The sequence below is a fragment of the Metabacillus sp. GQ13 genome (genome assembly GCF_059758525.1).
In genome coordinates this window covers 1-24,101 of sequence record NZ_JCAXET010000034.1, presented here as the reverse complement: position 1 = coordinate 24,101, position 24,101 = coordinate 1, and the positions used below count along the sequence as shown (strand labels likewise).

The following is a 24,101-nucleotide window of genomic DNA, read 5'->3' as shown; positions in this document are numbered from 1 at the left end:
TCTTATGCTTGTCGGGGCTGAACAAGGCGCTTCCGCTTTTCGGTGTTGTCTAGCTCCAGGACCTAACTCCTCGAGTCATAAGCCAAGAAATAATTGAAGACAAAGAACGTCTTCTATTATTTCTCGTCTTATGCTTGTCGGAGTTGACCGAGGTCCTTCCGCTTTTCTATGTTGTCTAGCTCCAGGCGCCATCGGCTCGAGTCATAAGCCAATTCGTCCAGAAGGTGAAGAACAACCTTCCGGCCGACTTGTCTTATGCTTGTCGCCGATAAGCAGGCGCCTTCTGCTTTTCTATATAGCTTGTTCTAAAGTGGTTTCTTTTTACATACAAATGTAGAAGAAAATCCTTTATTAGAATGCGGAGGTAGACCATGAATCAATACTATGATAATAATTCGTCTGTCCATAAAGGAACGGTCCAAGAGCATGATGTGACCATGAGGGGAAGAAAGTTATTAGAGATTACTGGAGTAAAACAAGTTGAGAGTTTTGATAATGAGGAGTTTCTGTTAGATACAGTTATGGGAGCATTAGCTATCCGGGGGCAGAATCTTCAGATGAAAAATCTTGATGTAGACAAGGGTATAGTTGCGATAAAAGGTAGCAGGATTTATGATCTTATTTATTTAGATGAGCACCATGGGGAGAAAGCTAAAGGGCTCTTTAGCAAGTTATTTAAATGAGTTTGACCACACAATTTTATACTATGTTAGCGATGGCTGGAATAGGTGGTTGGATTGGAGTAGCTCTTGATACATATGGTCGCTTTTTAAAGCGGCCTATCAGGGCTAGATGGGTCGTTTTCATTAATGATTTTATGTTTTGGGTTGTTCAAGGTCTTATCCTTTTTTATATACTACTGCTTGTTAATGAGGGAGAATTACGGGTTTATATCTTCTTAGCTGTTTTATGTGGATATGCTACCTATCAAAGTCTCTTAAAGAGGCTATATTTAAATATTCTTGAGCGATTAATACAGACAAGCCTTAGCATATACCGCTTTATGTTAACGATTGGTCGTGTTATGCTAATAAGACCAATTGTAAGCTTAGTACAGTTTCTCATCGTGATTTTATTAGGTGTGATGAATTTTTTATGGAGATTGTTAAAAATGACTTTTCAATTTCTATATATATTGGTTAAAATCTTATTAGCCCCGTTTAAATTTATATTCATTTTGTTATTGAAGCTGATTCCAAGACCAATTAAGAATCTTTTTATTGAAAATAGCCAGAGAATAGCAGGATTTATCCGGAAAATCAAGAATGTATTGATAAAAGTAAGAACGTGGTGGCTACATAAATGGAAAAAGTAAGGAGGGTTTGTATGAGTCTAGAGAGAACGAGAAAAATCACTGAATTACAATCACAATATATACAACAACAGGAAAGGCAACAACAACTTTCTAAAAGACGTAAAAGAGGTTTATTAAGAAGACTTACGATTTTCGGACTTCTAGCCATAGTCTCCTCTGTTGTTATGATAACAACCGTAATAAGCCAATCGAGTGCTATAGAAGAAAAAAATACAGAACAGAAGAAACTTGAAGAGACATTGGCCGGACTTGAAAAAGATGAGAAATTATTAAGGGAAGAAATAGTTAAGCTTAATGATGATGAATATATTGCAAAAATTGCAAGAAGAGATTACTTCTTATCTGATGATAATGAAATTATCTTCAATATAAAAGACTAGCCTTTGATAACAGATTTGTTATTTAGGCTCTTTTCTAAACGATTGTTGCTGTTAGCCGGGCTATGTAAGAAAAACAACAATCATTGCGAAAACAACCTTTATTTATGTATAATATAGGAAGATTCGAATGGATTTTATTTGTTTAAGGAGGAGCATTATTTTTATGTCGATTGAAGTTGGCAGCAAGGTTCAGGGTAAGGTTACGGGAATTACTAAATTTGGAGCGTTTGTGGAACTTCCGGGAGGCTCAACTGGTCTCGTTCACATCAGTGAAGTTGCCGATAATTATGTGAAGGATATTAATGATCACTTAAAAGTCGGAGACGAAGTAACTGTTAAGGTACTCAATGTAGAAAAAGATGGTAAGATTGGTCTATCTATTAAAAAGACAATAGAGCGTCCAGAACGTCCGGAACGACCTAGAAGTACAGACCGTTCAAGGAATTCAGAACGTCCAAGACAAAGAGGAAATGATTTCCGTAGCCAGCCTAAGGAAAACTTCGAGCAAAAAATGAACCGCTTCCTAAAGGATAGCGAAGATCGCTTGTCTTCATTGAAGCGCAATACCGAGTCTAAACGCGGTGGTCGAGGAGCTAAAAGAGGCTAGCCTGCTGCTTTAATATATAGTCTATAGAAAAGGAAGTGATCATTTTTATGATAACTTCCTTTTCTATGAATTAAATAAATCTATAGGAGTTTGAAAGAAAACAAATTATTTATTGACGAATTCAAAAATCGATTGTATTATATATCTTGTGCCTTAAGAAGATGCTAACAAATATGGCGGTGTAGCTCAGCTGGCTAGAGCATTCGGTTCATACCCGAAAGGTCGTGGGTTCGACTCCCTCCGCCGCTACCATATTTATAACGGCCCGTTGGTCAAGCGGTTAAGACACCGCCCTTTCACGGCGGTATCACGGGTTCGATTCCCGTACGGGTCATATAATAACATGAATAACTAAATGGTGGATAGAAAGATACCCATTTCAAAATTCAACAAAAAACTAGTTGCTATCGTTAGCAACTAGTTTTTTGTTGTTCTTCTGCGCATTTCTTCAGTCATTCATATGTCGTATAGATTTTTTTGAAAAATTTCCTACAAAAAGACATTTTCCTAACTGGACTGAGCTATAATCTAGCATTTTTGACGAAAGCTTTAATAAAAAACTTCATATCAATTAGATATTTGTCGCATTTTTCAAAATCAGTCGAACTATTTTTGGAATAAACTCCCTCCTTTTGACAAAATCTTGTTCAAACCTTAGCTATAATGATAAACATGATGAATAAGTGGGGGAATGAACATGGAAAAATTGGAAAGAAGGTTAATGGAGCCTATATCGGATTTAGGCATGGGGAAAACCCAACATGCGGTCAATCGACTCTTTCATCGATTTTCTCAAAGCGTACAACTTTTCCTCTTGCATAAAGGTCTTGTGTATATAATAATTGGCTTCTTGTTGGGACGAGCGATCATTCTATCGGAAATTTTACCATTTGCATTGCCATTCTTTGGTGCTGTTTTACTAATGAGGAGGGATAAAGCATTACTCGCTGGATTAGCGCTATTAGCAGGGGGAATTACTGTTTCATTTGAGGTTTCCCTAATAACTGTGATGTCAATTATTGCGTTTCTCATTATTAAGAGACTATCTTCGTATGTGTTTAAGGATCAACTCAAGATATTGCCATTTGTCATTTTTGGGACGGTTGCATTAACAAGAATCGGGTATACATTCGCTACAAAGTCTTCGTTAACTTTATATGATTATATGATGGCAGGTGTTGAATCTGGTCTTTCATTTATTTTAACATTAATATTTCTTCAAAGTATTCCGCTTATATCTGCTAGAAAATACAAACAAACACTTAAAGTTGAAGAAATCATTTGTATTATGATCTTACTTGCTTCAGTTATGACAGGACTTGTTGGCGTTTCATTTCAAAATCTCCAAGCGGAGCATATTTTTTCCCGATACATTGTCCTTTTATTTGCTTTTATTGGAGGCTCGAGTATTGGAAGTACAGTCGGTGTTGTAACAGGGTTAATTCTTAGCCTAGCCAATGTCGGGAATTTATATCATATGAGCTTATTAGCTTTTTCAGGGTTGTTAGGTGGTCTATTAAGAGAAGGTCAAAAGATAGGTACAGCTGTCGGTCTATTAATTGGCTCTGTGCTCATTTCACTGTATGGTCAGGGTTCAGCGGATTTAATGATTACATTAATTGAATCATTGATCGCTATTCTGCTATTCCTATTAACACCGAAGGCGATCACCGGAAGATTAGCCAAGCATATTCCTGGTACAGCAGAACATGCACAGGAACAGCAACAATATGTTAGAAAGATTCGGGATGTGACAGCGCACAGAGTTGATCAATTTTCTCAGGTTTTTCAAGCGCTATCAGAGAGTTTTGCAACATTCTACAGTAAGGAAGAACCAGTTGATGAAGAAAGGGAAACAGATCTTTTCCTAAGTAGTATTACAGAGAGCACGTGCCAACATTGCTATAAGAAGGAAAAGTGCTGGGTAGATAACTTTGATAAAACATATGATTATATGCAGGCAATTATGCAAGAAAAAAAGGGAAACACTTATGAAAACAATCTTAAATTAAAAAAAGACTTTAGCCGCCACTGTTCAAGAGCAAGCAAAGTAGAAGAGGCAATTGAGCAAGAAATAAATTACTTTCAAGCAAATCAAAAGCTTAAGAAAGAAGTTCAAGAAAGCAGAAGATTAGTAGCTGAACAATTATTAGGTGTATCACATGTAATGGAGGACTTTTCTAAGGAGATCAAAAGAGAACGAGAAAATCACTTTGTTCAGGAGGAGCAAATATTAGATGCCTTACAAAACTTTGGCATTGAAATTGTGAATGTAGATATTTATAGCCTTGAACAAGGTGATGTTGATATTGAAATGAGTATACCGTTTTGTAATGGACATGGAGAATGTGAAAAAATTATTGCTCCAATGTTATCGGACATCTTAGAGGAATCAGTCATTGTAAAGAATGAGGAATGCGCAAATTATCCGAATGGCTATTGTCATGTTTCATTCGGTTCAGCAAAAAAATTCAGGATTGAAACAGGTGTAGCCCATGCAGCGAAAGGTGGGGGGTTAGTTTCAGGGGATAGTTATTCGATGATTGATTTGGGTGTTGGTAAGTATGCTGTTGCCATTAGTGATGGAATGGGGAATGGGGTAAGAGCCCACTTTGAAAGCACCGAGACGATCAAACTCCTTCAGAAAATTTTACAATCAGGTATCGAAGAAAAAGTAGCGATTAAAACGATAAATTCGATTCTGTCACTAAGAACAACGGATGAAATTTTTTCAACTTTAGATTTAGCTATAGTAGACCTTCAAGATGGTAGTAGTAAGTTTTTGAAAATTGGCTCCACCCCTAGCTTTGTTAAACGTGGTGATAAGATCATTAAAATTCAGGCTAGCAATCTACCAATGGGTATTATTGATGATTTTGATGTTGATGTAGTTGGAGAAAAGCTAAAGGCAGGGGATTTATTGATCATGATGAGTGATGGGATTTTTGAAGGCCCAAAACATGTAGAGAATTATGATTTATGGATGAAGCGGAAAATTAGCGAAATCAAGACAGAAGACCCTCAGGAAGTAGCAGATCTTATCATGGAAGAAGTTATTAGAACGAGATCTGGAAACATTGAAGATGATATGACTGTTGTCGTTTCTTCAATTGAGCATAATACACCAAAATGGGCAAGTATCCCAGTTGCAAAGTACCAATCAGAGAAAATAGGTTAAGATTAAACTAGAGTATAAAACGATACCCTTCTGGCGAGGATGATAATATTAATGTATTTTTCTATTCTGTGTCTTACTAGACATACTAGAGACAGGTTTAGGGAAATATAGAAAATTATATTTCTCTCTAGGAGGATAATTATGACAAAGGGCCATTTAAAACAAATTTTATTAATAACAGACGGCTGTTCAAATCAAGGAGAAGACCCAATCGCAATGGCTGCATTAGCACAGGAACAAGGGATTACTGTTAATGTAATCGGTGTAACAGATGAAAATATTTTAGACCAAGAGGCAATACAAGAAATTGAAGGCATCGCCATGTCAGGTGGTGGTGTACACCAAATTGTCTATGCGCAGCAGCTTTCCCAAACAGTGCAAATGGTAACAAGAAAGGCTATGACACAAACGTTACAAGGTGTTGTTAATAAGGAATTGCAACAAATATTAGGTAAGCATACATCTATGGAAGAATTACCTCCCGAAAAAAGAGGAGAAGTTATGGAGGTTGTCGATGAACTAGGTGAAACGGTTAGTTTAGATGTTCTTATTCTAGTAGATACAAGTGCGAGTATGAAGCCGAAACTCCCTACAGTAAAGGAAGCTTTATTAGACCTCTCGATTAGTCTTAATTCAAGAATAGGTGATAATAAATTTTCAGTATCAGTATTTCCTGGGAAAAAGAGTGAAGTAGAACAGGTTCTTGATTGGACTCCTAAGCTTGAAACATTATCGTCAATCTTTCCTAAGTTATCAACAGGGGGGATTACGCCAACTGGACCGGCAATACGAGATGCCCTTCAACACTTTAAGAAAAAACGTTCTTATAGAAATCTATTAAGAAGTGAAGAATACTACGATGAAACAGGTATGTAATCTTACTTCAGGGACTGTGATTAAAGGCAAGTGGAATGGTGATATTTATACAGTTATAAGGCTACTTGGACAGGGAGCAACAGGAAATGTGTATTTAGCAGATAGCGGGAATGGTCTAGTAGCTATTAAACTGAGTGATAACAACATGGCAATTACTTCAGAGGTAAATGTGCTAAAGCGTTTTTCTAAGGTCCAAGGTACTTCTCTTGGACCTTCTTTGCTTGATGTAGATGATTGGAAGGTAGATCACCAAAAAATCTTACCATTTTATGTAATGGAGTATGTAAAAGGGAATAATTTCCTTGAATTCATCGAGGAAAGAGGTATTGAATGGGCTAGTGTCTTAGTATTACAACTGCTTTCTAACCTAGAAAAACTTCACCGTCAAGGATGGGTATTTGGTGATTTAAAACCAGAGAATTTACTTATAGCTGGTCCCCCTCCTAAAGTTAGATGTATTGATGTAGGTGGAACAACACAACAAGGAAGGTCTATAAAGGAATTTACGGAGTTTTTTGATCGAGGGTATTGGGGACTGGGTACACGAAAAGCTGAACCGTCCTATGATCTATTTTCTGTAGCGATGATTCTTGTTAATGCAGCTTTACCAAAGCGTTTTACGAGAAAGGGAGAAGGGGACCAAAGAGATCAATTATTTGAGGTGATCGATAACCACCCCTTTTTGTTTAAACATAAAAGTGTTTTAAAAAATGCACTATTAGGGAATTACACAAGTGCGATCGAAATGAAAAATGATTTTGTTCAGTTATTAGCTTCTGAAACAAACAAAAAAACGTCTGGAATGAAAACGAACATATCTCAAACTACTTCAACTAAGTCCAAAAGTCATTCTGGCAAAATTCCACGCTCTAAATCAAAACAACCGAATCAAACAAGGAAACAAATCAAGCAGACAAAAATGAGGAAGAAATCAAGTGGAGTATTAGAGACAATCGTCATATTACTAGGTGTGTTTTTGATTTATTCCTTATATATTTATCATTATTTAATGTGATGGCTATCATTCTTTTTTCAGAGGTAAATAAATATGTTGAATATGTGAACGGGAGCCTACCTTTTGTTGTTTCTTTCGAAATAATGGTAGGATATAGGGAGTAGTAAAGCGGTTTTATTTCAAATATGCCTAGTAAGAGTCAAAAAGTAGTATATGCATATTTAAATAAGCTAATGTTAAACTCGATTTCTATGCAAAGTCTGTTTTCTTAATTTCGTACATAGCTTTATTTTTCTTGTTAATGCCTATCTTGTGCTCTCCAGATGGATATCAGAGTGATTTTGCGAAAAGGGACCAAGATATACCTAAAATGTGTACATGGGTCCTTTGTATGGAAAACAACATTCTTTCAAGAAAAGAACCTTCAGAAATGAGCCTATGCAAAAGAGGGGGAAGAAGTGGAGAATTTTAATGCCCTTATTAATAAATATCAATTAATCGAAAAAGATTCAACAATAGTGGTTGGTGTATCAGGTGGCCCTGATTCCTTAGCTTTGCTCCATTTGCTAGGTCACATGAAAAAGAAATGGAATTTAAAAATAGTGGCGGCACATGTGGATCACATGTTCAGAGGGGAACAATCTAAAGAGGAAATGCTTTTTGTGATTGAGTATTGTAAAGAAAATGATCTGTTATGTGAAGCTATTCAAATTGATGTAACAACTTATGCAACTAAGCATCAACTAAGCACCCAAGTAGCTGCAAGAGATTGTAGATATGATTTTTTTAAAATGGTATTAGATAAATATCACTCGAAGATCCTGGCTCTTGGTCACCATGGCGATGACCAGGTAGAAACAATCCTTATGAGAATGGTAAGAGGGGCAACTGGTGAATCACTTGCGGGTATGCAGTTAAAACGTAATTTTCATAACGGGGTTATCATAAGACCTTTGTTAACCACTACAAAGGAACAACTATTGAGGTATTGTAAGGAGCAGCAATTAAAGCCTAGGTTTGATCCAAGTAATGAAAAGGGAGATTATACTAGAAATCGATTTAGACATCAGGTTTTGCCCTTTCTAAAAAGTGAAAATCCACTTGTTCATGAAAGATTTCAATATTTTAGTGAAACCTTATTAGAGGATGAAACGTATTTACAGGTATTAACGAAGCAACAAATGAATACAGTATTGAAAAGAAAAGAAAAGTCAGTAATAGAAATGGATATCAATCGATTTGAAAGCCTACCTTTACCTTTACAAAGAAGAGGGATTCAACTAATATTAAATTATCTATATGAAAATATTCCAGCTTCTCTTTCGTCAATACATATTGAGAGTTTACTGACATTACTCTCGCAGGAACACCCATCAGGTTCACTTGATTACCCAGGTGGTCTCAAAGTAATTAAATCTTATCATAGTTGTTTGTTTACTTTTGAACATAAAAAAGTAGAGAATTACAGTTACGATCTTGATATCCCTTCCGTGTTAAAACTACCAAATGGTTATGTATTAACATGTACCATAGGAAATCTTTCTTCTACTGAACAAGGAAATAATACATTTTTATTGAATTATAGGAACATAATCAAACCTATAACTGTTCGAACTAGGATACAGGGAGATAAAATTAAATTGAAAGGCATGAACGGCAGGAAAAAGGTAAAAGATATATTTATCGATGAAAAAGTTCCATTACATAGCCGATATTCATGGCCTATAGTAGAAGACGGGGATGGGAACATTCTTTGGGTACCTGGGTTGAAAAAGTCAATTTTTGAAGCTGATAGTGCTAATGAGGATGAATATGTAGTATTACAGTATAAGGAGCTATAATCTTCTAGGGGGCACATATTTAATGAGACAAGATATCAAAGAAATTTTAGTAACTGAAGAACAAATTCAAGCAAAAGTAAAAGATCTAGGTAAGACCTTAACTGAGGAGTATAAAGATCGTTTTCCACTAGCTATTGGTGTATTAAAAGGTGCTATGCCTTTTATGGGTGACCTTTTAAAGAGCATTGATACATACTTAGAAATGGATTTTATGGATGTTTCAAGTTACGGTACATCCACTGTTTCATCAGGAGAGGTAAAGATAATTAAGGACCTTGACACTTCGGTAGAAGGAAGAGATATCTTAATCATTGAGGATATTATCGATAGTGGCCTAACATTAAGCTACTTAGTTAAACTGTTTCGATACCGTAAAGCCAAATCAATTAAAATAGTTACATTGCTCGATAAACCAACTGGAAGAAAAGCAGATGTTCAAGCAGATTATGTATGTTTTGAAGTTCCGGATGCTTTTGTTGTTGGTTATGGACTGGATTACATTGAGAAGTACAGAAATCTTCCTTATATAGGAGTATTAAAACCAGAAATATACCAATAATCACTTAAATATCTAAAAGATGAATTGATATTTTCAACACTTAAAGCACCAAAATTTATTAAGAAAAATCCAACTAAAACAAACAGTGCGAATAGTAGTCTAAATTGTTGTATTAGCTTGATTTACTATGATACTATTTAATATAGTCGTGTTTACTGTGGGAGGAGGTAAGGAATGAATCGGATCTTCCGTAATACCATATTTTATTTACTAATATTTTTAGTCATAATTGGAGTTGTTAGCTTCTTTACAGGGGGTAACCCAAAAACGGAGCAATTAACGTACAATGAATTCATTTCTAACTTGGAAAATGGAAATGTAGAAGAAATAACCGTACAGCCGGTTCGAGGTGTATTCGAAGTAAGTGGTACAATGAAGGATTATAAAGAAGATGAATCCTTTTTAACATATATACCAACAGAACAAGGGCTAAATCGAGTGGACGCAGCTGCTAAAGCAAATAAAGTAGAAATCGATATTGCACCAGCTGAGGAAACGAGTGGATGGGTTACCTTTTTTACATCAATCATTCCATTTGTGATTATCTTTATTTTATTCTTCTTCTTACTTAACCAAGCTCAAGGCGGCGGAGGCCGTGTGATGAATTTTGGGAAAAGTAAGGCTAAGCTTTATAGTGAAGAGAAGAAAAAAGTTAGATTTACAGACGTAGCGGGTGCTGATGAAGAAAAACAAGAACTAGTAGAGGTTGTTGAGTTTTTAAAGGACCCTCGTAAATTTGCTGAACTAGGAGCAAGAATACCTAAAGGTGTCTTATTAGTAGGACCTCCTGGTACAGGTAAAACCTTACTAGCTCGTGCAGTTGCTGGTGAAGCAGGAGTACCATTCTTTTCTATAAGTGGTTCTGACTTTGTTGAAATGTTTGTTGGTGTTGGAGCATCTCGTGTTCGTGATTTATTCGAGAACGCGAAAAAGAATGCACCATGTATTATTTTCATTGATGAGATTGATGCAGTTGGACGTCAACGTGGAGCTGGTTTAGGCGGAGGTCACGATGAGCGTGAGCAGACTTTAAACCAATTACTAGTTGAAATGGATGGCTTTGGTGCAAATGAAGGTATTATTATTGTTGCAGCTACTAACAGACCTGACATTCTTGACCCGGCATTATTACGTCCAGGCCGCTTTGACCGTCAAATTACGGTTGATCGACCAGATGTGACAGGCCGTGAAGCAGTGTTAAAAGTACATGCTCGTAATAAGCCTCTTGATGAATCTGTTGATTTAAAGGCATTTGCTGCTCGTACTCCAGGTTTCTCAGGTGCGGATTTAGAAAACCTACTTAATGAAGCAGCGTTAATTGCTGCAAGACGTGATAAAAAGAAAATTGATAATGATGACATAGATGAAGCAACTGATCGTGTTATTGCAGGTCCTGCTAAAAAGAGTCGTGTCATTTCTAAGAAAGAGCGAAATATTGTAGCTTATCATGAAGCAGGACATGTCATTATTGGTACTGTACTTAATGAAGCTGATATGGTTCATAAAGTAACAATTGTTCCTCGTGGTCAAGCTGGCGGTTATGCTGTCATGCTTCCTAGAGAAGATAGATACTTTATGACGAAACCTGAATTACTTGATAAAATTGCAGGCTTACTTGGTGGGCGTGTTTCCGAAGAAATCGTATTTGGAGAAGTGAGTACGGGTGCTCATAATGACTTCCAAAGAGCGACTGGTATTGCCAGAAAAATGGTTACAGAGTATGGAATGAGTGACAAACTTGGCCCATTACAATTCGGTCAACCTTCAGGTGGCCAAGTATTCTTAGGTCGCGATATTCATAACGAACAAAACTATAGTGATGCAATTGCTCATGAAATTGATATGGAAATTCAACGTCTCATTAAAGAAAGCTACGAACGTGCTCGTAAAATTTTAACTGAAAATCGTGATAAGTTAGAATTAATAGCTCAAACATTATTAGAAGTTGAAACATTGGATGCAGCGCAAATAGAAGGCTTAGTGGAACATGGGAAGCTTCCAGATCGCCCAGTTGTTAAGAGTGATAGCAATGATGCGAAAACAGAAGATGTGAAAGTTACTATTCAATCAAAAAAGAATGATGACGATACATCTGATCAAACGTAAAAATAAGGACTGATGGCACATAAACATGCCATCGGTCTTTTTTTGTTTACATATGGAGATAGTTCTTCCTTTTCTCAACTTCCTTTCCGTTATTAGTTATGTGCTCTTAGGAAAATTTGAGAGGATTTACAATATCAATTATAGAAATGAAAGCAAATTAGTATAATTTATAGCTTTGGCTAGGAGAATAAAGAGATATATCAAGTTTATCTTCTGGAATAAAGGCATTAACATAGGATTAGATAATCTTAATATGTTAAAATGGTACGGAAAATGAAAAAATTAGTAAGAATAAGTGGTGATCATGTTGATTCTTGTATTGGATGTTGGGAATACTAATACTGTATTAGGCGTATATGACAATGAGACGTTAAAGTATCATTGGAGAATTGAAACAAGCCGTAATAAAACAGAAGATGAATTTGGTATGGTAATTAAGGGTTTGTTTGAACACGAAGAGCTTACTTTCTCCGAAATAGAAGGAATTATCATTTCTTCCGTTGTTCCCCCTATTATGTTTGCACTAGAAAGAATGTGTATGAAATACTTCTCGATAAAACCGTTAATCGTTGGACCGGGAATTAAAACTGGTTTAAATATTAAATATGAAAACCCGCGTGAGGTTGGAGCTGACCGCATCGTAAATGCTGTTGCAGGAATACATGATTATGGTAGTCCGCTTGTTATTGTAGACTTTGGTACAGCAACTACATACTGTTACATAAATGAAAAAAATCAATACATGGGTGGTGCGATAGCACCTGGTATTAGTATTTCAACAGAAGCGTTGTATACCAGAGCGGCAAAGCTTCCTAGGATTGAAATTACGAGGCCAGATGATATTATCGGAAAGAACACAGTGAGTGCAATGCAAGCTGGGATATTGTTTGGATATGTAGGACAAGTAGAAGGTATTGTAAAAAGAATTAAAAATCAATCAAAAGAGGCGCCAACCGTCATTGCAACAGGAGGGCTAGCATCGTTAATAGCAAAAGAGTCAGATTGTATAGACACTGTTGATCCATTTTTGACATTAAGGGGTCTTAAGCTTATTTATGAGCGTAATGCAGTAAAGGAATTTGGAACGGAAGAAAAGTAACAACAAGCTTTTTCTAAACGAATTTTCAAAAGTCAACACACGTTAATTAGGGTAAAGATTAAAAAAAGACAGATAATAGATCGTTAACCTTTGTAAAAAGGGAACTTTTATAACGAGCATTTTAGAAGTTGAAGGGAGTCTAAACTTCATGGATTACTTAATAAAGGCATTAGGATATAGCGATAAGATTAGAGCATATGCAGCAAGGACGACAGATACTGTTTCTGAAGCTCAAAGAAGGCATCAAACATGGCCGACAGCCTCAGCAGCACTAGGAAGATCAATGACTGCCGGTGTAATGCTTGGTTCAATGTTAAAGGGTGAAGATAAGTTAACAATTAAAATCGAAGGCGGCGGACCGATAGGAGCAATCCTAGTTGATAGTAACTCGAAGGGAGAAGTGCGTGGATACGTAACAAATCCACAAACACATTTTGAGTTGAACGAAAAGGGAAAGCTTGATGTTGCTAGAGCTGTTGGTACTGAAGGTAGTTTAACGATTGTAAAGGATTTAGGTTTAAAGAATCATTTTTCTGGACAAGTACCGATTGTGTCTGGTGAGCTGGGTGAGGATTTTACCTATTATTTGGTCACTTCAGAGCAGGTGCCATCTTCTGTTGGTGTAGGGGTTCTAGTCAATCCCGATAATTCAATACTAGCTTCTGGTGGTTTTATCATTCAACTGTTACCAGGGACAGACGACGATACAATCACAAAGATTGAAGAACGTCTTAGTAAAATAGAGCCAATTTCAAAATTAATTCAGCGGGGTCTCACACCAGAAGAAATCCTAGAAGAAGTGCTTGGGAAAGAGAATGTTAGGGTATTAGAAAAGGTACCAGTTGCATTTAAGTGTCAATGTTCGAAGGAACGAATAGAGAATGCAGTTGTAAGCTTAGGGGCAGATGAAATCCAATCAATGATTGATGAAGATGGTAAAGCAGAAGCGCAGTGTCACTTTTGCAATGAGATTTATCTGTTAACTAGGGAAGACTTAGAACAACTAAAAAGAGAAGCGAAAGGCTAAAAAAATAGCGCTCGCTGGGAGTTGGAGAAATTGAAAAAAAAGGCTATATGGGGTATTGTTTTGTGCTTAGTCATTATAAATTGTATGACAGTTGCTTTTTTTATGAATAGGGATCGTGATGGTGTTCCTGCTTCTGGATCAGGTAATACGAGTGAGGTAATTGCAACTATCGATGAAGTAGACATTACTAGAGAACAATGGATGGCAGAGCTAGAGTCGCGCTTTGGTAAGGATACGCTAAAGGAATTAATAAATGGAAAAGTAGTTGAACTGCTAGCAGAAAAGCACAAGATTACTGTTTCAGATGATGTAATTGAGCGAGAATTAACTGTCTATAAATCAATGTACAATTCTTTAGATGAAGAACAGTTAGGAAATGAAGAGAATTGGGAAGACCAAATTCGTTATAGCATATTACTTGAAGAGCTGCTTACAAGAGATGTAACCGTTCCTGAAGAAGACATTAAAGCCTTTTATAATAGTAATAAGGATTTATATAACATTGAGGAATCGTATCGCCTTGCTCAAATTACTGTGAAAAGTGAAAAAGAGGCATTAATGATTATTGAAGAACTTGAAGGTGGTTCAAGCTTTGAAGCGTTAGCTTTAGAAAAATCACTTGATGAATTTTCAGCCAATTCAGGAGGAGATATCGGCTTTGTCTCAAAGGGAAATGAATATATTCCGGCTGAATATTTAGAGGTTGTTCCTACTTTAAATGAAGAGCAATGGAGTACTCCAATCAAGGTTGATTCAGGTTATGCAGTGATTTTATTAAAAGAGAAACTTAAAGGTATAACCTATAGTTATGAAGATGTGAAGGGGCAAATTCGAAGGCAAATTGCTCTTGAGCAAATGGAAGGATCTGTGTCTGTTGACCCACTTTGGGATGAGGTTGGTGTCACTTGGTTTTATGGGGATGAACAAGTAAAAAAGTAGTGCAAATAGCATAAAATGTTTTGACAATTTTTTAAAAAATTGTTATATTACTTATAAATCCAATAAAATTACTCGGAATAGGGAGGAATAATATGTCACGCGTAGCAAACTCTATACATGAATTAATAGGTGAAACACCAATTGTAAAGTTAAATAGACTAGTAGATGATAATAGTGCTGATGTGTACTTAAAACTTGAATATTTTAATCCAGGTAGTAGTGTTAAAGATCGTATTGGTCTTGCAATGATTGAAGCCGCAGAGAAAAATGGCGATTTAAAAGCAGGAGATACAATCGTTGAACCTACAAGTGGTAACACTGGAATTGGCCTTGCTATGGTAGCGGCTGCGAAAGGTCTTAAGGCTGTATTGATCATGCCTGATACAATGAGTGTTGAACGTAGAAACTTGCTTAGAGCCTACGGTGCCGAACTTATTCTTACACCTGGAGCCGAAGGAATGAATGGAGCAATTCGTAAAGCAGAAGAGTTATCTAAAGAGCATGGTTACTTTATGCCCCAACAATTCAAAAACGAAGCAAATCCTGAAGTGCACCGTCTAACTACAGGTAAGGAAATTGTTGCGCAAATGGGTGATCAACTTGATGGATTTGTATCTGGTATTGGTACAGGTGGTACAATTACTGGTGCTGGATCTGTTCTTAAGGAGAACTATCCATCTATTAAGATTTATGCTGTAGAGCCAACTGATTCTGCCATACTTTCAGGTGGAAAACCAGGTCCGCATAAACTTCAAGGTCTTGGTGCTGGGTTTGTTCCAGATATTTTAAATACTAATGTTTTTGATGAAGTTGTAACAGTCAAAAACGAAGAAGCTTTCGACACTGCTAGAAGAGCTGCAAGTGAAGAAGGTATCCTAGGTGGTATTTCATCAGGTGCGGCAATTTTTGCGGCTTTGAAAGTTGCAAAAGAATTAGGTAAAGGTAAGAAAGTGTTAGCTGTTATTCCTGATAATGGAGAACGTTACTTAAGCACGCCTTTATATCAATATGATTGATACCGGTCAGACAACCGAGTAATATAGATAAAGAGAGGTTTGACTAAAAACAGTCGGCCTCTTTTTTATATTTTTTTAAAAGTTAAAAAAGTCTTATTGTAGTTAAGAAACGTGTAAAGTATATTTAGTGTAGTGGTAAATAGTTTCTGAACTTAGTATCCATGGAATAGTTTCAATTCAAGGACTCAACAGATACAAAGTTCCTTTTTCAGAGGAAGTTTACTACCTACTTATAGGAAAGATCCTTGTTTGAAAATAAATATGATATGATTTCTCCATGTTATTTATGTAAAATGTAAGGATGAGTGTTAAAGGAGAGATTTGGTCATGCAACAGCATAGGACATCCGTAGGTATAGAGATAGATTACCAAGAGGACTTTTTTGAACAGTATAAGAATATAACAATCGATGAAGATAAGCATGTTTTTTTAGAAAGTGGCCGCGGTGGTAAATATAGTATTGCTGGCATTAAGCCATTTGCTACGATTAAAGGAAAAGATAACCAGATTTTTATATCAGATAAACAAGGAACAACCGTTTTAGAAGGCAACCCACTGGATCGATTTCGTGAGTGGATGCGTAGCTATCAAACAGAAACGAACCCAAACTTACCAGATTATCAAGGTGGAGCTATTGGTTTTTTTAGCTATGATTGTGTCAGATACTTTGAAAAACTACCTAGTATTGCAACGGATGATTTGGATACACCTGATTTATACTTTTTGATATTTGATGATATTGCTGTATTTGACCATGAAACATCAAAACTCTGGCTTATCACACACTATTATCAGGAAAAAGAGCGAAGTCTTGCCGAAAAGAAGCTGCAAAAGATGAAGGAGATCTGGACAAACAAATCAAAGTCAGTCATTCATGTAAAAGCAGACAAAGACCCAACATTACAATCTCCACTTACCTTTACAAAGGATTCGTTTGTAAAGGCAGTTGATCAAATAAAGCAATATATTTCACAAGGTGATGTATTTCAGGTAAATCTATCTGTCAGACGTCATTTTCAGTTAGAAAGCAACCCGATAAAAATATATGAGACATTGCGAAAAGTTAATCCTTCACCATATATGGCATACTTGCATTTTCCTGAATTTCAAATTGTCAGTGGATCACCAGAATTACTGGTAAAGAAACAAGGTACCTCAGTAAGCACTCGCCCAATAGCTGGGACAAGATCAAGAGGGAAGAGTGAAGAAGAGGATGAAAAGCTTGCTAATGAATTGATTAGGAATGAGAAAGAACGAGCAGAACATGTAATGCTTGTCGATCTTGAACGTAATGACCTTGGACGCGTATGTGAATATGGTTCAGTACATGTTAATGAATTTATGGTTATTGAGAAGTACTCGCATGTCATGCATATCGTTTCAAATGTTCAAGGTACATTAAAAGCTGATGCTAATTATGCAGATATTATCAAAGCAACTTTTCCAGGTGGTACAATAACAGGAGCACCGAAAGTACGAACGATGGAAATTATTGAGGAGTTAGAACCGACAAGACGGGGAATATATACTGGCTCAATAGGTTGGATAGGCTTTGATGAAAATATAGAGTTTAATATCGTTATTCGGACGCTATTGGCGAAGGATGGATATGGGTATGTTCAATCTGGTGCTGGGATTGTCATTGATTCCAATCCAGATTTTGAATATAAAGAGTCCTTGAAAAAGGCAAAAGCAATACTTAAAGCAATTGAGTTGAGTAAAGAAGAGAATATACTATTAAGTTGAGGTGAGTTTAGTGATTTTAATGATTGATAATTATGATTCTTTTACGTTTAATTTAGTACAATACTTGGGTGAGCTTGGAGAAGAATTGATTGTAAAGCGAAATGATGAGATCACCATCTCCGAGATCGAACAATTAAATCCGCAATTTTTAATGATTTCTCCTGGTCCTTGTAGCCCAAATGAAGCAGGAATTAGTATGGAAGCAATTAAGTACTTTGCAGGAAGAATCCCAATTTTTGGCGTCTGTCTAGGGCATCAATCAATTGCCCAAGTTTTTGGTGGTGACGTAATCCGTGCTGAACGTTTGATGCATGGTAAAACCTCTGAAATCAATCATAACGGGGAATCGATTTTTAAAGATATGGAGAATCCATTTACGGCTACGCGTTATCACTCATTGATTGTAAAGAAGGAAACGTTACCTGATTGTTTAGAGATAACTGCCTGGACAGATGAAGATGAAATTATGGCAATTCGACATAAAACATTACCTATAGAAGGTGTTCAATTTCACCCTGAATCAATTATGACGTCATTTGGTAAAGAGCTATTGAAGAACTTTATTACGACTTATAATTTAGTAAAAGAGAGTTAATACGGTGTATATCTATTGTAACTCGCAGTTTATAAAGGATACAGAAGCCACGATTTCTCCATTTGATCATGGCTTTCTTTATGGTATAGGTGTCTTTGAAACGTTTAGAGTGTATAAGGGGTTCCCTTTTTTGCTCTATGATCATTTAAATAGACTTCAACATGCAATCGACGAATTAGAGATTGCATATAAGATAAACGTAAATGAAGTATCAGATATGCTTCAGAAATTAATTCAAATGAATCATTGTGAGAATGAGGATGTAACAGTAAGGTTTAATATATCGGCAGGAAATGGTGGAGTTGGTAAGCTGTTGCAATCGTATGAATCTCCTAATGTCCTATGTTTCTTAAGAAAGGCACCGGATATTCAAAGGACAGAGAAGCATGCAGCAATCTTACAACTTCGGAGAAATACTCCTGAAGGAAAGAGTCGTTTGAAATCTCATCACTATTTAAATAATATTTTAGGGAAACGGGAACTCAAGGATACTCCAGATCTAGAAGGAATTTTCTTAACAGAACAAGGTTATGTTGCGGAAGGTGTCGTTTCTAATATATTTTGGATGAAGAATGAAATCATGTATACACCGTCTTTAGAAACAGGCATTTTAAATGGGATTACAAGGCAGTTTACGATGAATTGTTTGCAATTGTTGGGAATACCAATCCAAGAAGGGTTTTTTTTACAAGAGGATTTGTTAAATGCATCAGAAGTCATCATCACAAATTCCTCTCAAGAAATGATTCCGATAAAAACAATCAACAATCATGTCTTTCAAGGAAGTAATGGAATAATGATCCAAAGATTAAATGAGTTATATAATCAATACCGGACAAAACTACTGAGTATAGACGATATGTAAGGGATTGAATGAGAATGGAACTAGTGACAAGGCAGCAAATAATAGAATGTGGTCCATATAAGCTTGATTATAGTAAAAGAACACAGGTTATGGGAATTTTAAATATGACTCCGGATTCTTTTTCGGATGGGGGTAAATATATCGATATTGAGCGCGCTGTATCACATGCTAAGGAAATGATTTTGCATGGTGCGGATATTATTGATGTAGGCGGTGAATCCACAAGACCGAACTTTCAACCGGTATCAGTCGAAGAGGAAATAAAAAGAGTCGTTCCGGTAATTGAAAGGCTTTCAAAAGAGATAAACGTTCCAATATCTATCGATACGTACAAGGCTGAAGTTGCTAAACAGGCAATAAAAGCGGGAGCAACAATAATAAATGATATCTGGGGAGCAAAAGCTGATCCCGATATGGCAAATGTAGCGGCTTTTTATGATGTTCCAATCATTCTTATGCATAACCGAAATAATCTAAATTACAATGATTTAATTCCTGATATGATAACAGACTTATTGGAGTCTGTTACTATTGTTAAAGAAGCTGGAGTAAAAGATGAGAAAATCATACTGGATCCGGGAATAGGATTTGTAAAAACTTTTGATGATAATTTAAGCGTTATGCGTCAATTAGATGCTTTTGTACATCTTGGTTATCCTGTATTATTAGGTACATCGCGAAAATCGTTTATTGGACAAGTTTTGGATTTACCTCCTAATGAGCGGATGGAGGGGACTGGCGCAACAATTTGTGTAGGAATCGAAAAAGGCTGTCAATTCATACGAATTCATGATGTTTTGGAGATGTCGAGGATGGTTAAAATGATGGATGCGATGCTTGGAAAGGGAGGACAACGCCATCGATAAAATATATGTTAATGGTATGGAGTTTTATGGATATCACGGAGTTTTTAAAGAAGAAAACAAACTCGGTCAACGATTTAGAGTGGATCTAGTAGTAGAACTAGATTTAAAACGCGCAGGAGATACTGATGAATTAGAGCATACGGTCAATTATGCTGGACTATATGATTGTTGTAAACGGATTGTAGAAGGTAAACCATTCAAGCTCGTTGAAGCTGTCGCTGAACAAATTTCCAAGGAAATCTTAGCAACTTATCAACATATTGATAATTGTACAATAAAAATGATAAAGCCTGATCCTCCAATCCCGGGACACTATAAAGAAGTGGCTGTTGAAATTAAAAGGGGCAGAACATGAAGGTAGATGTATATATAGCATTAGGTTCTAATATGGGTAATCGTGAAGAATATTTAACTAAAGCAATAAAAAGAATACAACTTCACCCAGCAATTGAAGTGGTAGATTTATCCTCTATTTATGAAACGGACCCAATTGGATACACAAATCAAGCAGAATTTTTAAACATGGTTATAAAGATAAATACCGATCTATCAGCGTTTGAACTACTAGATGTTCTACAAGATATTGAAAAGCATTTAGATCGGAAGCGTGAATTAAAATGGGGGCCTCGAACATTAGACCTTGACATTTTACTGTATAATCATGAAAATATTGAAGCAGAACAATTAATTATTCCGCATGAAAGAATGCATGAACGTGCTTTTGTTTTAATTCCTTTATATGAATTAGACAAAGACATAAGCATACCTACAATAGAAGAATCATTATTGTCTATCATAGAGCATTTATCAGATAAAGAAGGAGTCCGAATATGGAAGCAGAAAAATGGGGTAGACGTATTCGCGCTTTTAGAAAGTTAAAAGGCTTTACCCAAGAAAGTTTCGCAAAAGATCTTGGAGTTTCTGTTTCTGTTTTAGGCGAAATAGAAAGAGGCAATCGTGAACCCAATAAGCAATTTATCGAGGATATAGCTAAAGCATTAAATATAACAGTTGAAGAGTTAACCCCAAATTAAAGGAAAGGAGGTAAGGTGTAATGTTTAAGATTGGTGAGATTGAGTTAAAAAACAGAGTCGTATTAGCACCGATGGCTGGTGTTTGTAACTCAGCTTTCCGTCTAACGGTTAAAGAGTTTGGTGCAGGTTTAGTGTGTGCTGAAATGGTAAGTGATAAAGCTATTTTATATAACAATGCAAAAACGATGGGCATGCTTTACATTGATGAACGTGAAAAACCTTTAAGCCTTCAAATATTTGGAGGTAAAAAAGAAACTTTAGTAGAAGCTGCTCGATTTGTTGATAAAAATACAACAGCTGATATTATTGATATAAACATGGGTTGCCCAGTGCCGAAAATTACAAAATGTGATGCTGGAGCAAAATGGTTATTAGATCCTACTAAAATCTACGAGATGGTATCGGCTGTAGTTGAAGCTGTAGATAAGCCAGTTACAGTTAAAATGCGCATGGGCTGGGATGAGGACCATATTTTTGCAGTGAAAAATGCACAAGCTATAGAACGTGCAGGCGGTAAGGCTGTTGCGTTACATGGTCGTACACGCGTTCAAATGTATGAAGGAACGGCTAATTGGGATATCATTAAAGAAGTAAAGGAATCAGTATCGATTCCGGTAATTGGTAATGGTGATATTGCAACCCCCCAGGATGCAAAGCGTATGCTTGATGAAACAGGTGTAGATGGTGTAATGATCGGTAGAGCTGCACTTGGAAACCCTTGGATGATTTATCGTACAGTTAAATATCTTGAAACTGGAGAATTGATGGATGACCCTGGTGTACGTGAAAAAATGGAGGTTTGTAAACTCCACCTTGATCGTTTGATTGCATTGAAAAATGAAAATATTGCAGTACGTGAAATGAGAAAGCATGCTGCATGGTATTTAAAAGGTATTAGAGGTAATGCGAAAGTAAGAAATGAGATCAACTTAATGAATACTAGAGATGAGTTTGTTACATTGTTGGATGAGTTTGTTTTGGAAATGGAAACAAAACAACAAAATTCTATTCAAGTAGGGTAATTAAATAAGTTGAATGATTGACGTATTGCTACTGTTATACTGCCGGTTCTCCTGGCAGTTTTCTGCTTTTTGATTTGGGTATTTATACTAAACTAGAACGATAGTTTGCGGTAGCCTGATAATGGATATCGAATTAGGGATTTGACTAACTAGATATTGATCCAGATGCATACACTGCTATTTCTAGTAAGAGATTGGAGTTGTAATATAGATGAGTCACGATGAACTAAATCCGGAAGAATTAAATGATCAACTAAAGGTAAGACGAGAAAAATTACATAATTTACGAGAAAAAGGGTTAGATCCGTTCGGTAAACGTTTTGAGAGAACGCATCAAACAGAAGAAATTAATACTAGCTATAATGAAATATCAAAAGAAGAACTAGAAGAAAATGAAACTTCCGTTACAATAGCGGGACGGATCATGACAAAGCGAGGAAAAGGAAAAGCAGGCTTTGCGCACATTCAAGATTTATCTGGCCAAATTCAGATTTATGTTCGTAAAGATGCAATTGGCGAGGAAGCATATGATTTATTTACTAGTGCAGACTTAGGAGATATCGTAGGTGTAACAGGAGTTGTATTTAAAACAAAAGTAGGCGAATTATCAATTAAGGTAAAAGCCTTTGAACTACTAACTAAATCACTTCGCCCCTTACCTGATAAGTTCCATGGTCTGAAGGATATAGAGCAACGTTATCGTCAAAGATATGTTGACCTAATCATGAGTCAAGAAAGTAAAAAGACATTTATTACTCGTAGTAGGATTATCCAATCAATGCGTCGTTACCTTGATGACCAGGGTTATTTAGAAGTAGAAACACCAACTATGCATTCCATACCTGGTGGTGCATCAGCTCGACCGTTTATCACTCACCATAACGCGTTGGACATGCCATTATACATGCGAATTGCGATTGAATTACATTTGAAACGATTAATTGTCGGTGGTCTTGAAAAAGTGTATGAAATTGGCCGAGTATTTAGAAATGAAGGCGTCTCTACACGTCATAACCCTGAATTTACTATGATTGAACTGTACGAAGCATATGCGGATTTTCAAGATATCATGGCGCTAACTGAAAATGTCGTTGCTCATATAGCTAAAGAAGTACTAGGAACAACAACGGTTCAATATGGCGAATATGAAGTAAACCTTGAGCCAAAATGGACTAGACTTCATATGGTAGATGCCATTAAAGAATACACAGGTGCTGACTTTTGGAATGAGATGTCTATAGAAGAAGCCCAAGCGCTAGCTAAAGAGCATAACGTTGAAATTAAAGAACATATGCAATATGGACATATCGTTAATGAATTCTTTGAGCAAAAAGTTGAAGAAAAGTTAATTCAACCAACATTCATTTACGGTCATCCAGTTGAAATATCTCCATTGGCTAAGAAAAATGATGAAGACCCTCGTTTCACTGATCGATTTGAGTTGTTCATTGTTGCACGTGAACATGCGAATGCGTTCACTGAATTAAATGATCCAATTGATCAAAAGCAACGATTTGAAGCTCAACTACAAGAAAGAGAACTTGGTAATGATGAAGCACATCTGATGGATGAAGATTTTATAGAAGCTTTAGAGTACGGTATGCCGCCAACGGGTGGTTTAGGAATTGGTATAGATCGTTTAGTTATGCTTTTAACTAATTCACCGTCGATTCGCGATGTATTGTTATTCCCTCAAATGAGACACCGTTAAGTTTAAGGTAAACCCTCTGCTATTGCAGGGGGTTTTTGTTTTAACAGTAGTGGTTGGCGATCTTTTAGTTGTAATATAATGATGGCTATTTATTTTTAAAATAAAGCTTGCTATATAAATAGATTGGTGTTATATTTGAATACGTTGCCGCGAAACAGGTGACAAGCTTTAAAAAATAACGTAAAAAACTTCTTGACATAATGATAGATAGTTTGTTATTATAATAAAGTTGCTCCAAACAACAATGATCTTTGAAAACTAAACAAAACCAAGCGTGCCAACGTTAATTTCGATTAACAAAAGAGTACTATATAATAGTACAAATGTTTTAAACTTTTAAGAGCTATATCAAACACTTTATTGG

General features: G+C 36.2%; 23 protein-coding genes and 2 tRNA genes. All 25 read left to right on the top strand.

Going from position 1 to position 24,101, the window contains the following annotated elements:
* Positions 1 to 371: 371 nt before the first annotated feature.
* The 25 genes from yabP to lysS all read left to right on the top strand — a co-directional run bounded on the left by yabP (position 372) and on the right by lysS (position 23,737).
* Positions 372 to 683 (top strand): sporulation protein YabP, encoded by a 312-nt coding sequence (yabP, locus tag AC6CHR_RS24565; RefSeq protein WP_498251805.1) that lies wholly within the window; start codon positions 372 to 374, stop codon positions 681 to 683.
* Positions 680 to 1,315 (top strand): spore cortex biosynthesis protein YabQ, encoded by a 636-nt coding sequence (gene yabQ / locus AC6CHR_RS24560; RefSeq protein WP_498251804.1) that lies wholly within the window; start codon positions 680 to 682, stop codon positions 1,313 to 1,315. The genes yabP and yabQ overlap by 4 nt, the downstream gene beginning before the upstream one ends.
* Positions 1,316 to 1,326: 11 nt before the next feature.
* Positions 1,327 to 1,695: an FtsB family cell division protein gene (locus tag AC6CHR_RS24555; RefSeq protein WP_498251802.1), complete on the top strand. Its 369-nt coding sequence runs from the start codon at positions 1,327 to 1,329 to the stop codon at positions 1,693 to 1,695.
* A gap of 163 nt (positions 1,696 to 1,858) precedes the next feature.
* The gene (locus AC6CHR_RS24550) at positions 1,859 to 2,302 is read left to right on the top strand and encodes a S1 domain-containing RNA-binding protein (protein ID WP_498251801.1); all 444 of its coding nucleotides are present in this window, start codon (positions 1,859 to 1,861) and stop codon (positions 2,300 to 2,302) included.
* 175 nt (positions 2,303 to 2,477) lie between these two features.
* Positions 2,478 to 2,554, top strand: a tRNA-Met gene (locus tag AC6CHR_RS24545).
* A 10-nt stretch (positions 2,555 to 2,564) separates the two neighbouring features.
* Positions 2,565 to 2,636 (top strand) — tRNA-Glu (locus AC6CHR_RS24540).
* A 363-nt stretch (positions 2,637 to 2,999) separates the two neighbouring features.
* Positions 3,000 to 5,480 (top strand): stage II sporulation protein E, encoded by a 2,481-nt coding sequence (gene spoIIE, locus AC6CHR_RS24535; protein ID WP_498251800.1) that lies wholly within the window; start codon positions 3,000 to 3,002, stop codon positions 5,478 to 5,480.
* Positions 5,481 to 5,621: 141 nt separating this feature from the next.
* A complete protein-coding gene (locus AC6CHR_RS24530) occupies positions 5,622 to 6,356 on the top strand; it encodes a vWA domain-containing protein (protein WP_498251799.1) in 735 nt (244 codons plus the stop codon).
* The gene (prkT, locus tag AC6CHR_RS24525) at positions 6,325 to 7,371 is read left to right on the top strand and encodes a serine/threonine protein kinase PrkT (protein ID WP_498251798.1); all 1,047 of its coding nucleotides are present in this window, start codon (positions 6,325 to 6,327) and stop codon (positions 7,369 to 7,371) included. The genes AC6CHR_RS24530 and prkT overlap by 32 nt, the downstream gene beginning before the upstream one ends.
* Positions 7,372 to 7,769: 398 nt before the next feature.
* Entirely contained in the window at positions 7,770 to 9,152 is a 1,383-nt protein-coding gene (gene tilS / locus AC6CHR_RS24520) for a tRNA lysidine(34) synthetase TilS (RefSeq protein WP_498251797.1), read from the top strand.
* A gap of 22 nt (positions 9,153 to 9,174) precedes the next feature.
* Positions 9,175 to 9,711 (top strand): hypoxanthine phosphoribosyltransferase, encoded by a 537-nt coding sequence (gene hpt, locus AC6CHR_RS24515; protein WP_498251795.1) that lies wholly within the window; start codon positions 9,175 to 9,177, stop codon positions 9,709 to 9,711.
* Between the two features lie 174 nt (positions 9,712 to 9,885).
* Complete coding sequence (gene ftsH / locus AC6CHR_RS24510) at positions 9,886 to 11,817, top strand: ATP-dependent zinc metalloprotease FtsH (RefSeq protein ID WP_498251794.1); 1,932 nt, start codon at positions 9,886 to 9,888, stop codon at positions 11,815 to 11,817.
* A gap of 307 nt (positions 11,818 to 12,124) precedes the next feature.
* On the top strand, positions 12,125 to 12,916 hold the full coding sequence (locus tag AC6CHR_RS24505; RefSeq protein WP_498251793.1) for a type III pantothenate kinase: 792 nt from the start codon (positions 12,125 to 12,127) through the stop codon (positions 12,914 to 12,916).
* A gap of 148 nt (positions 12,917 to 13,064) precedes the next feature.
* Positions 13,065 to 13,943, top strand: a complete 879-nt coding sequence (gene hslO, locus AC6CHR_RS24500; RefSeq protein WP_498251791.1) for an Hsp33 family molecular chaperone HslO — start codon at positions 13,065 to 13,067, stop codon at positions 13,941 to 13,943.
* 21 nt (positions 13,944 to 13,964) lie between these two features.
* Positions 13,965 to 14,882 (top strand): peptidyl-prolyl cis-trans isomerase, encoded by a 918-nt coding sequence (locus AC6CHR_RS24495; RefSeq protein ID WP_498251790.1) that lies wholly within the window; start codon positions 13,965 to 13,967, stop codon positions 14,880 to 14,882.
* Between the two features lie 92 nt (positions 14,883 to 14,974).
* Positions 14,975 to 15,898: a cysteine synthase A gene (gene cysK, locus AC6CHR_RS24490; protein WP_498251789.1), complete on the top strand. Its 924-nt coding sequence runs from the start codon at positions 14,975 to 14,977 to the stop codon at positions 15,896 to 15,898.
* A gap of 327 nt (positions 15,899 to 16,225) precedes the next feature.
* Positions 16,226 to 17,644 (top strand): anthranilate synthase component I, encoded by a 1,419-nt coding sequence (gene trpE, locus AC6CHR_RS24485; RefSeq protein ID WP_498251788.1) that lies wholly within the window; start codon positions 16,226 to 16,228, stop codon positions 17,642 to 17,644.
* Positions 17,645 to 17,654: 10 nt separating this feature from the next.
* Positions 17,655 to 18,239, top strand: a complete 585-nt coding sequence (gene pabA, locus AC6CHR_RS24480; RefSeq protein WP_498251807.1) for an aminodeoxychorismate/anthranilate synthase component II — start codon at positions 17,655 to 17,657, stop codon at positions 18,237 to 18,239.
* Positions 18,240 to 18,243: 4 nt separating this feature from the next.
* Positions 18,244 to 19,104 (top strand): aminodeoxychorismate lyase, encoded by an 861-nt coding sequence (gene pabC / locus AC6CHR_RS24475; RefSeq protein WP_498251787.1) that lies wholly within the window; start codon positions 18,244 to 18,246, stop codon positions 19,102 to 19,104.
* Between the two features lie 8 nt (positions 19,105 to 19,112).
* On the top strand, positions 19,113 to 19,970 hold the full coding sequence (folP, locus tag AC6CHR_RS24470) for a dihydropteroate synthase (protein WP_498251786.1): 858 nt from the start codon (positions 19,113 to 19,115) through the stop codon (positions 19,968 to 19,970).
* Entirely contained in the window at positions 19,963 to 20,325 is a 363-nt protein-coding gene (gene folB / locus AC6CHR_RS24465) for a dihydroneopterin aldolase (protein WP_498251806.1), read from the top strand. Before folP ends, folB begins: the two co-directional genes overlap by 8 nt.
* A complete protein-coding gene (folK, locus tag AC6CHR_RS24460) occupies positions 20,322 to 20,849 on the top strand; it encodes a 2-amino-4-hydroxy-6-hydroxymethyldihydropteridine diphosphokinase (protein ID WP_498251784.1) in 528 nt (175 codons plus the stop codon). The genes folB and folK overlap by 4 nt, the downstream gene beginning before the upstream one ends.
* Positions 20,801 to 21,004 (top strand): helix-turn-helix domain-containing protein, encoded by a 204-nt coding sequence (locus AC6CHR_RS24455; RefSeq protein WP_498251783.1) that lies wholly within the window; start codon positions 20,801 to 20,803, stop codon positions 21,002 to 21,004. The genes folK and AC6CHR_RS24455 overlap by 49 nt, the downstream gene beginning before the upstream one ends.
* 20 nt (positions 21,005 to 21,024) lie before the next feature.
* Positions 21,025 to 22,026, top strand: coding sequence for a tRNA dihydrouridine synthase DusB (gene dusB, locus AC6CHR_RS24450; protein WP_498251782.1), 1,002 nt, complete (start codon positions 21,025 to 21,027; stop codon positions 22,024 to 22,026).
* Between the two features lie 211 nt (positions 22,027 to 22,237).
* A complete protein-coding gene (lysS, locus tag AC6CHR_RS24445) occupies positions 22,238 to 23,737 on the top strand; it encodes a lysine--tRNA ligase (protein WP_498251780.1) in 1,500 nt (499 codons plus the stop codon).
* Positions 23,738 to 24,101 lie beyond the last annotated feature (364 nt).

Bases quoted from the DNA above. Each gene is read 5' to 3' on its own strand.
- AC6CHR_RS24455 (WP_498251783.1), top strand. From the start codon at position 20,801: ATGGAAGCAGAAAAATGGGGTAGACGTATTCGCGCTTTTAGAAAGTTA.
- AC6CHR_RS24555 (WP_498251802.1), top strand. From the start codon at position 1,327: ATGAGTCTAGAGAGAACGAGAAAAATCACTGAATTACAATCACAATAT.
- ftsH (WP_498251794.1), top strand. From the start codon at position 9,886: ATGAATCGGATCTTCCGTAATACCATATTTTATTTACTAATATTTTTA.
- lysS (WP_498251780.1), top strand. From the start codon at position 22,238: ATGAGTCACGATGAACTAAATCCGGAAGAATTAAATGATCAACTAAAG.
- folP (WP_498251786.1), top strand. From the start codon at position 19,113: ATGAGAATGGAACTAGTGACAAGGCAGCAAATAATAGAATGTGGTCCA.
- cysK (WP_498251789.1), top strand. From the start codon at position 14,975: ATGTCACGCGTAGCAAACTCTATACATGAATTAATAGGTGAAACACCA.
- trpE (WP_498251788.1), top strand. From the start codon at position 16,226: ATGCAACAGCATAGGACATCCGTAGGTATAGAGATAGATTACCAAGAG.
- yabP (WP_498251805.1), top strand. From the start codon at position 372: ATGAATCAATACTATGATAATAATTCGTCTGTCCATAAAGGAACGGTC.
- dusB (WP_498251782.1), top strand. From the start codon at position 21,025: ATGTTTAAGATTGGTGAGATTGAGTTAAAAAACAGAGTCGTATTAGCA.
- folK (WP_498251784.1), top strand. From the start codon at position 20,322: ATGAAGGTAGATGTATATATAGCATTAGGTTCTAATATGGGTAATCGT.
- AC6CHR_RS24550 (WP_498251801.1), top strand. From the start codon at position 1,859: ATGTCGATTGAAGTTGGCAGCAAGGTTCAGGGTAAGGTTACGGGAATT.
- spoIIE (WP_498251800.1), top strand. From the start codon at position 3,000: ATGGAAAAATTGGAAAGAAGGTTAATGGAGCCTATATCGGATTTAGGC.
- AC6CHR_RS24530 (WP_498251799.1), top strand. From the start codon at position 5,622: ATGACAAAGGGCCATTTAAAACAAATTTTATTAATAACAGACGGCTGT.
- hpt (WP_498251795.1), top strand. From the start codon at position 9,175: ATGAGACAAGATATCAAAGAAATTTTAGTAACTGAAGAACAAATTCAA.
- hslO (WP_498251791.1), top strand. From the start codon at position 13,065: ATGGATTACTTAATAAAGGCATTAGGATATAGCGATAAGATTAGAGCA.
- yabQ (WP_498251804.1), top strand. From the start codon at position 680: ATGAGTTTGACCACACAATTTTATACTATGTTAGCGATGGCTGGAATA.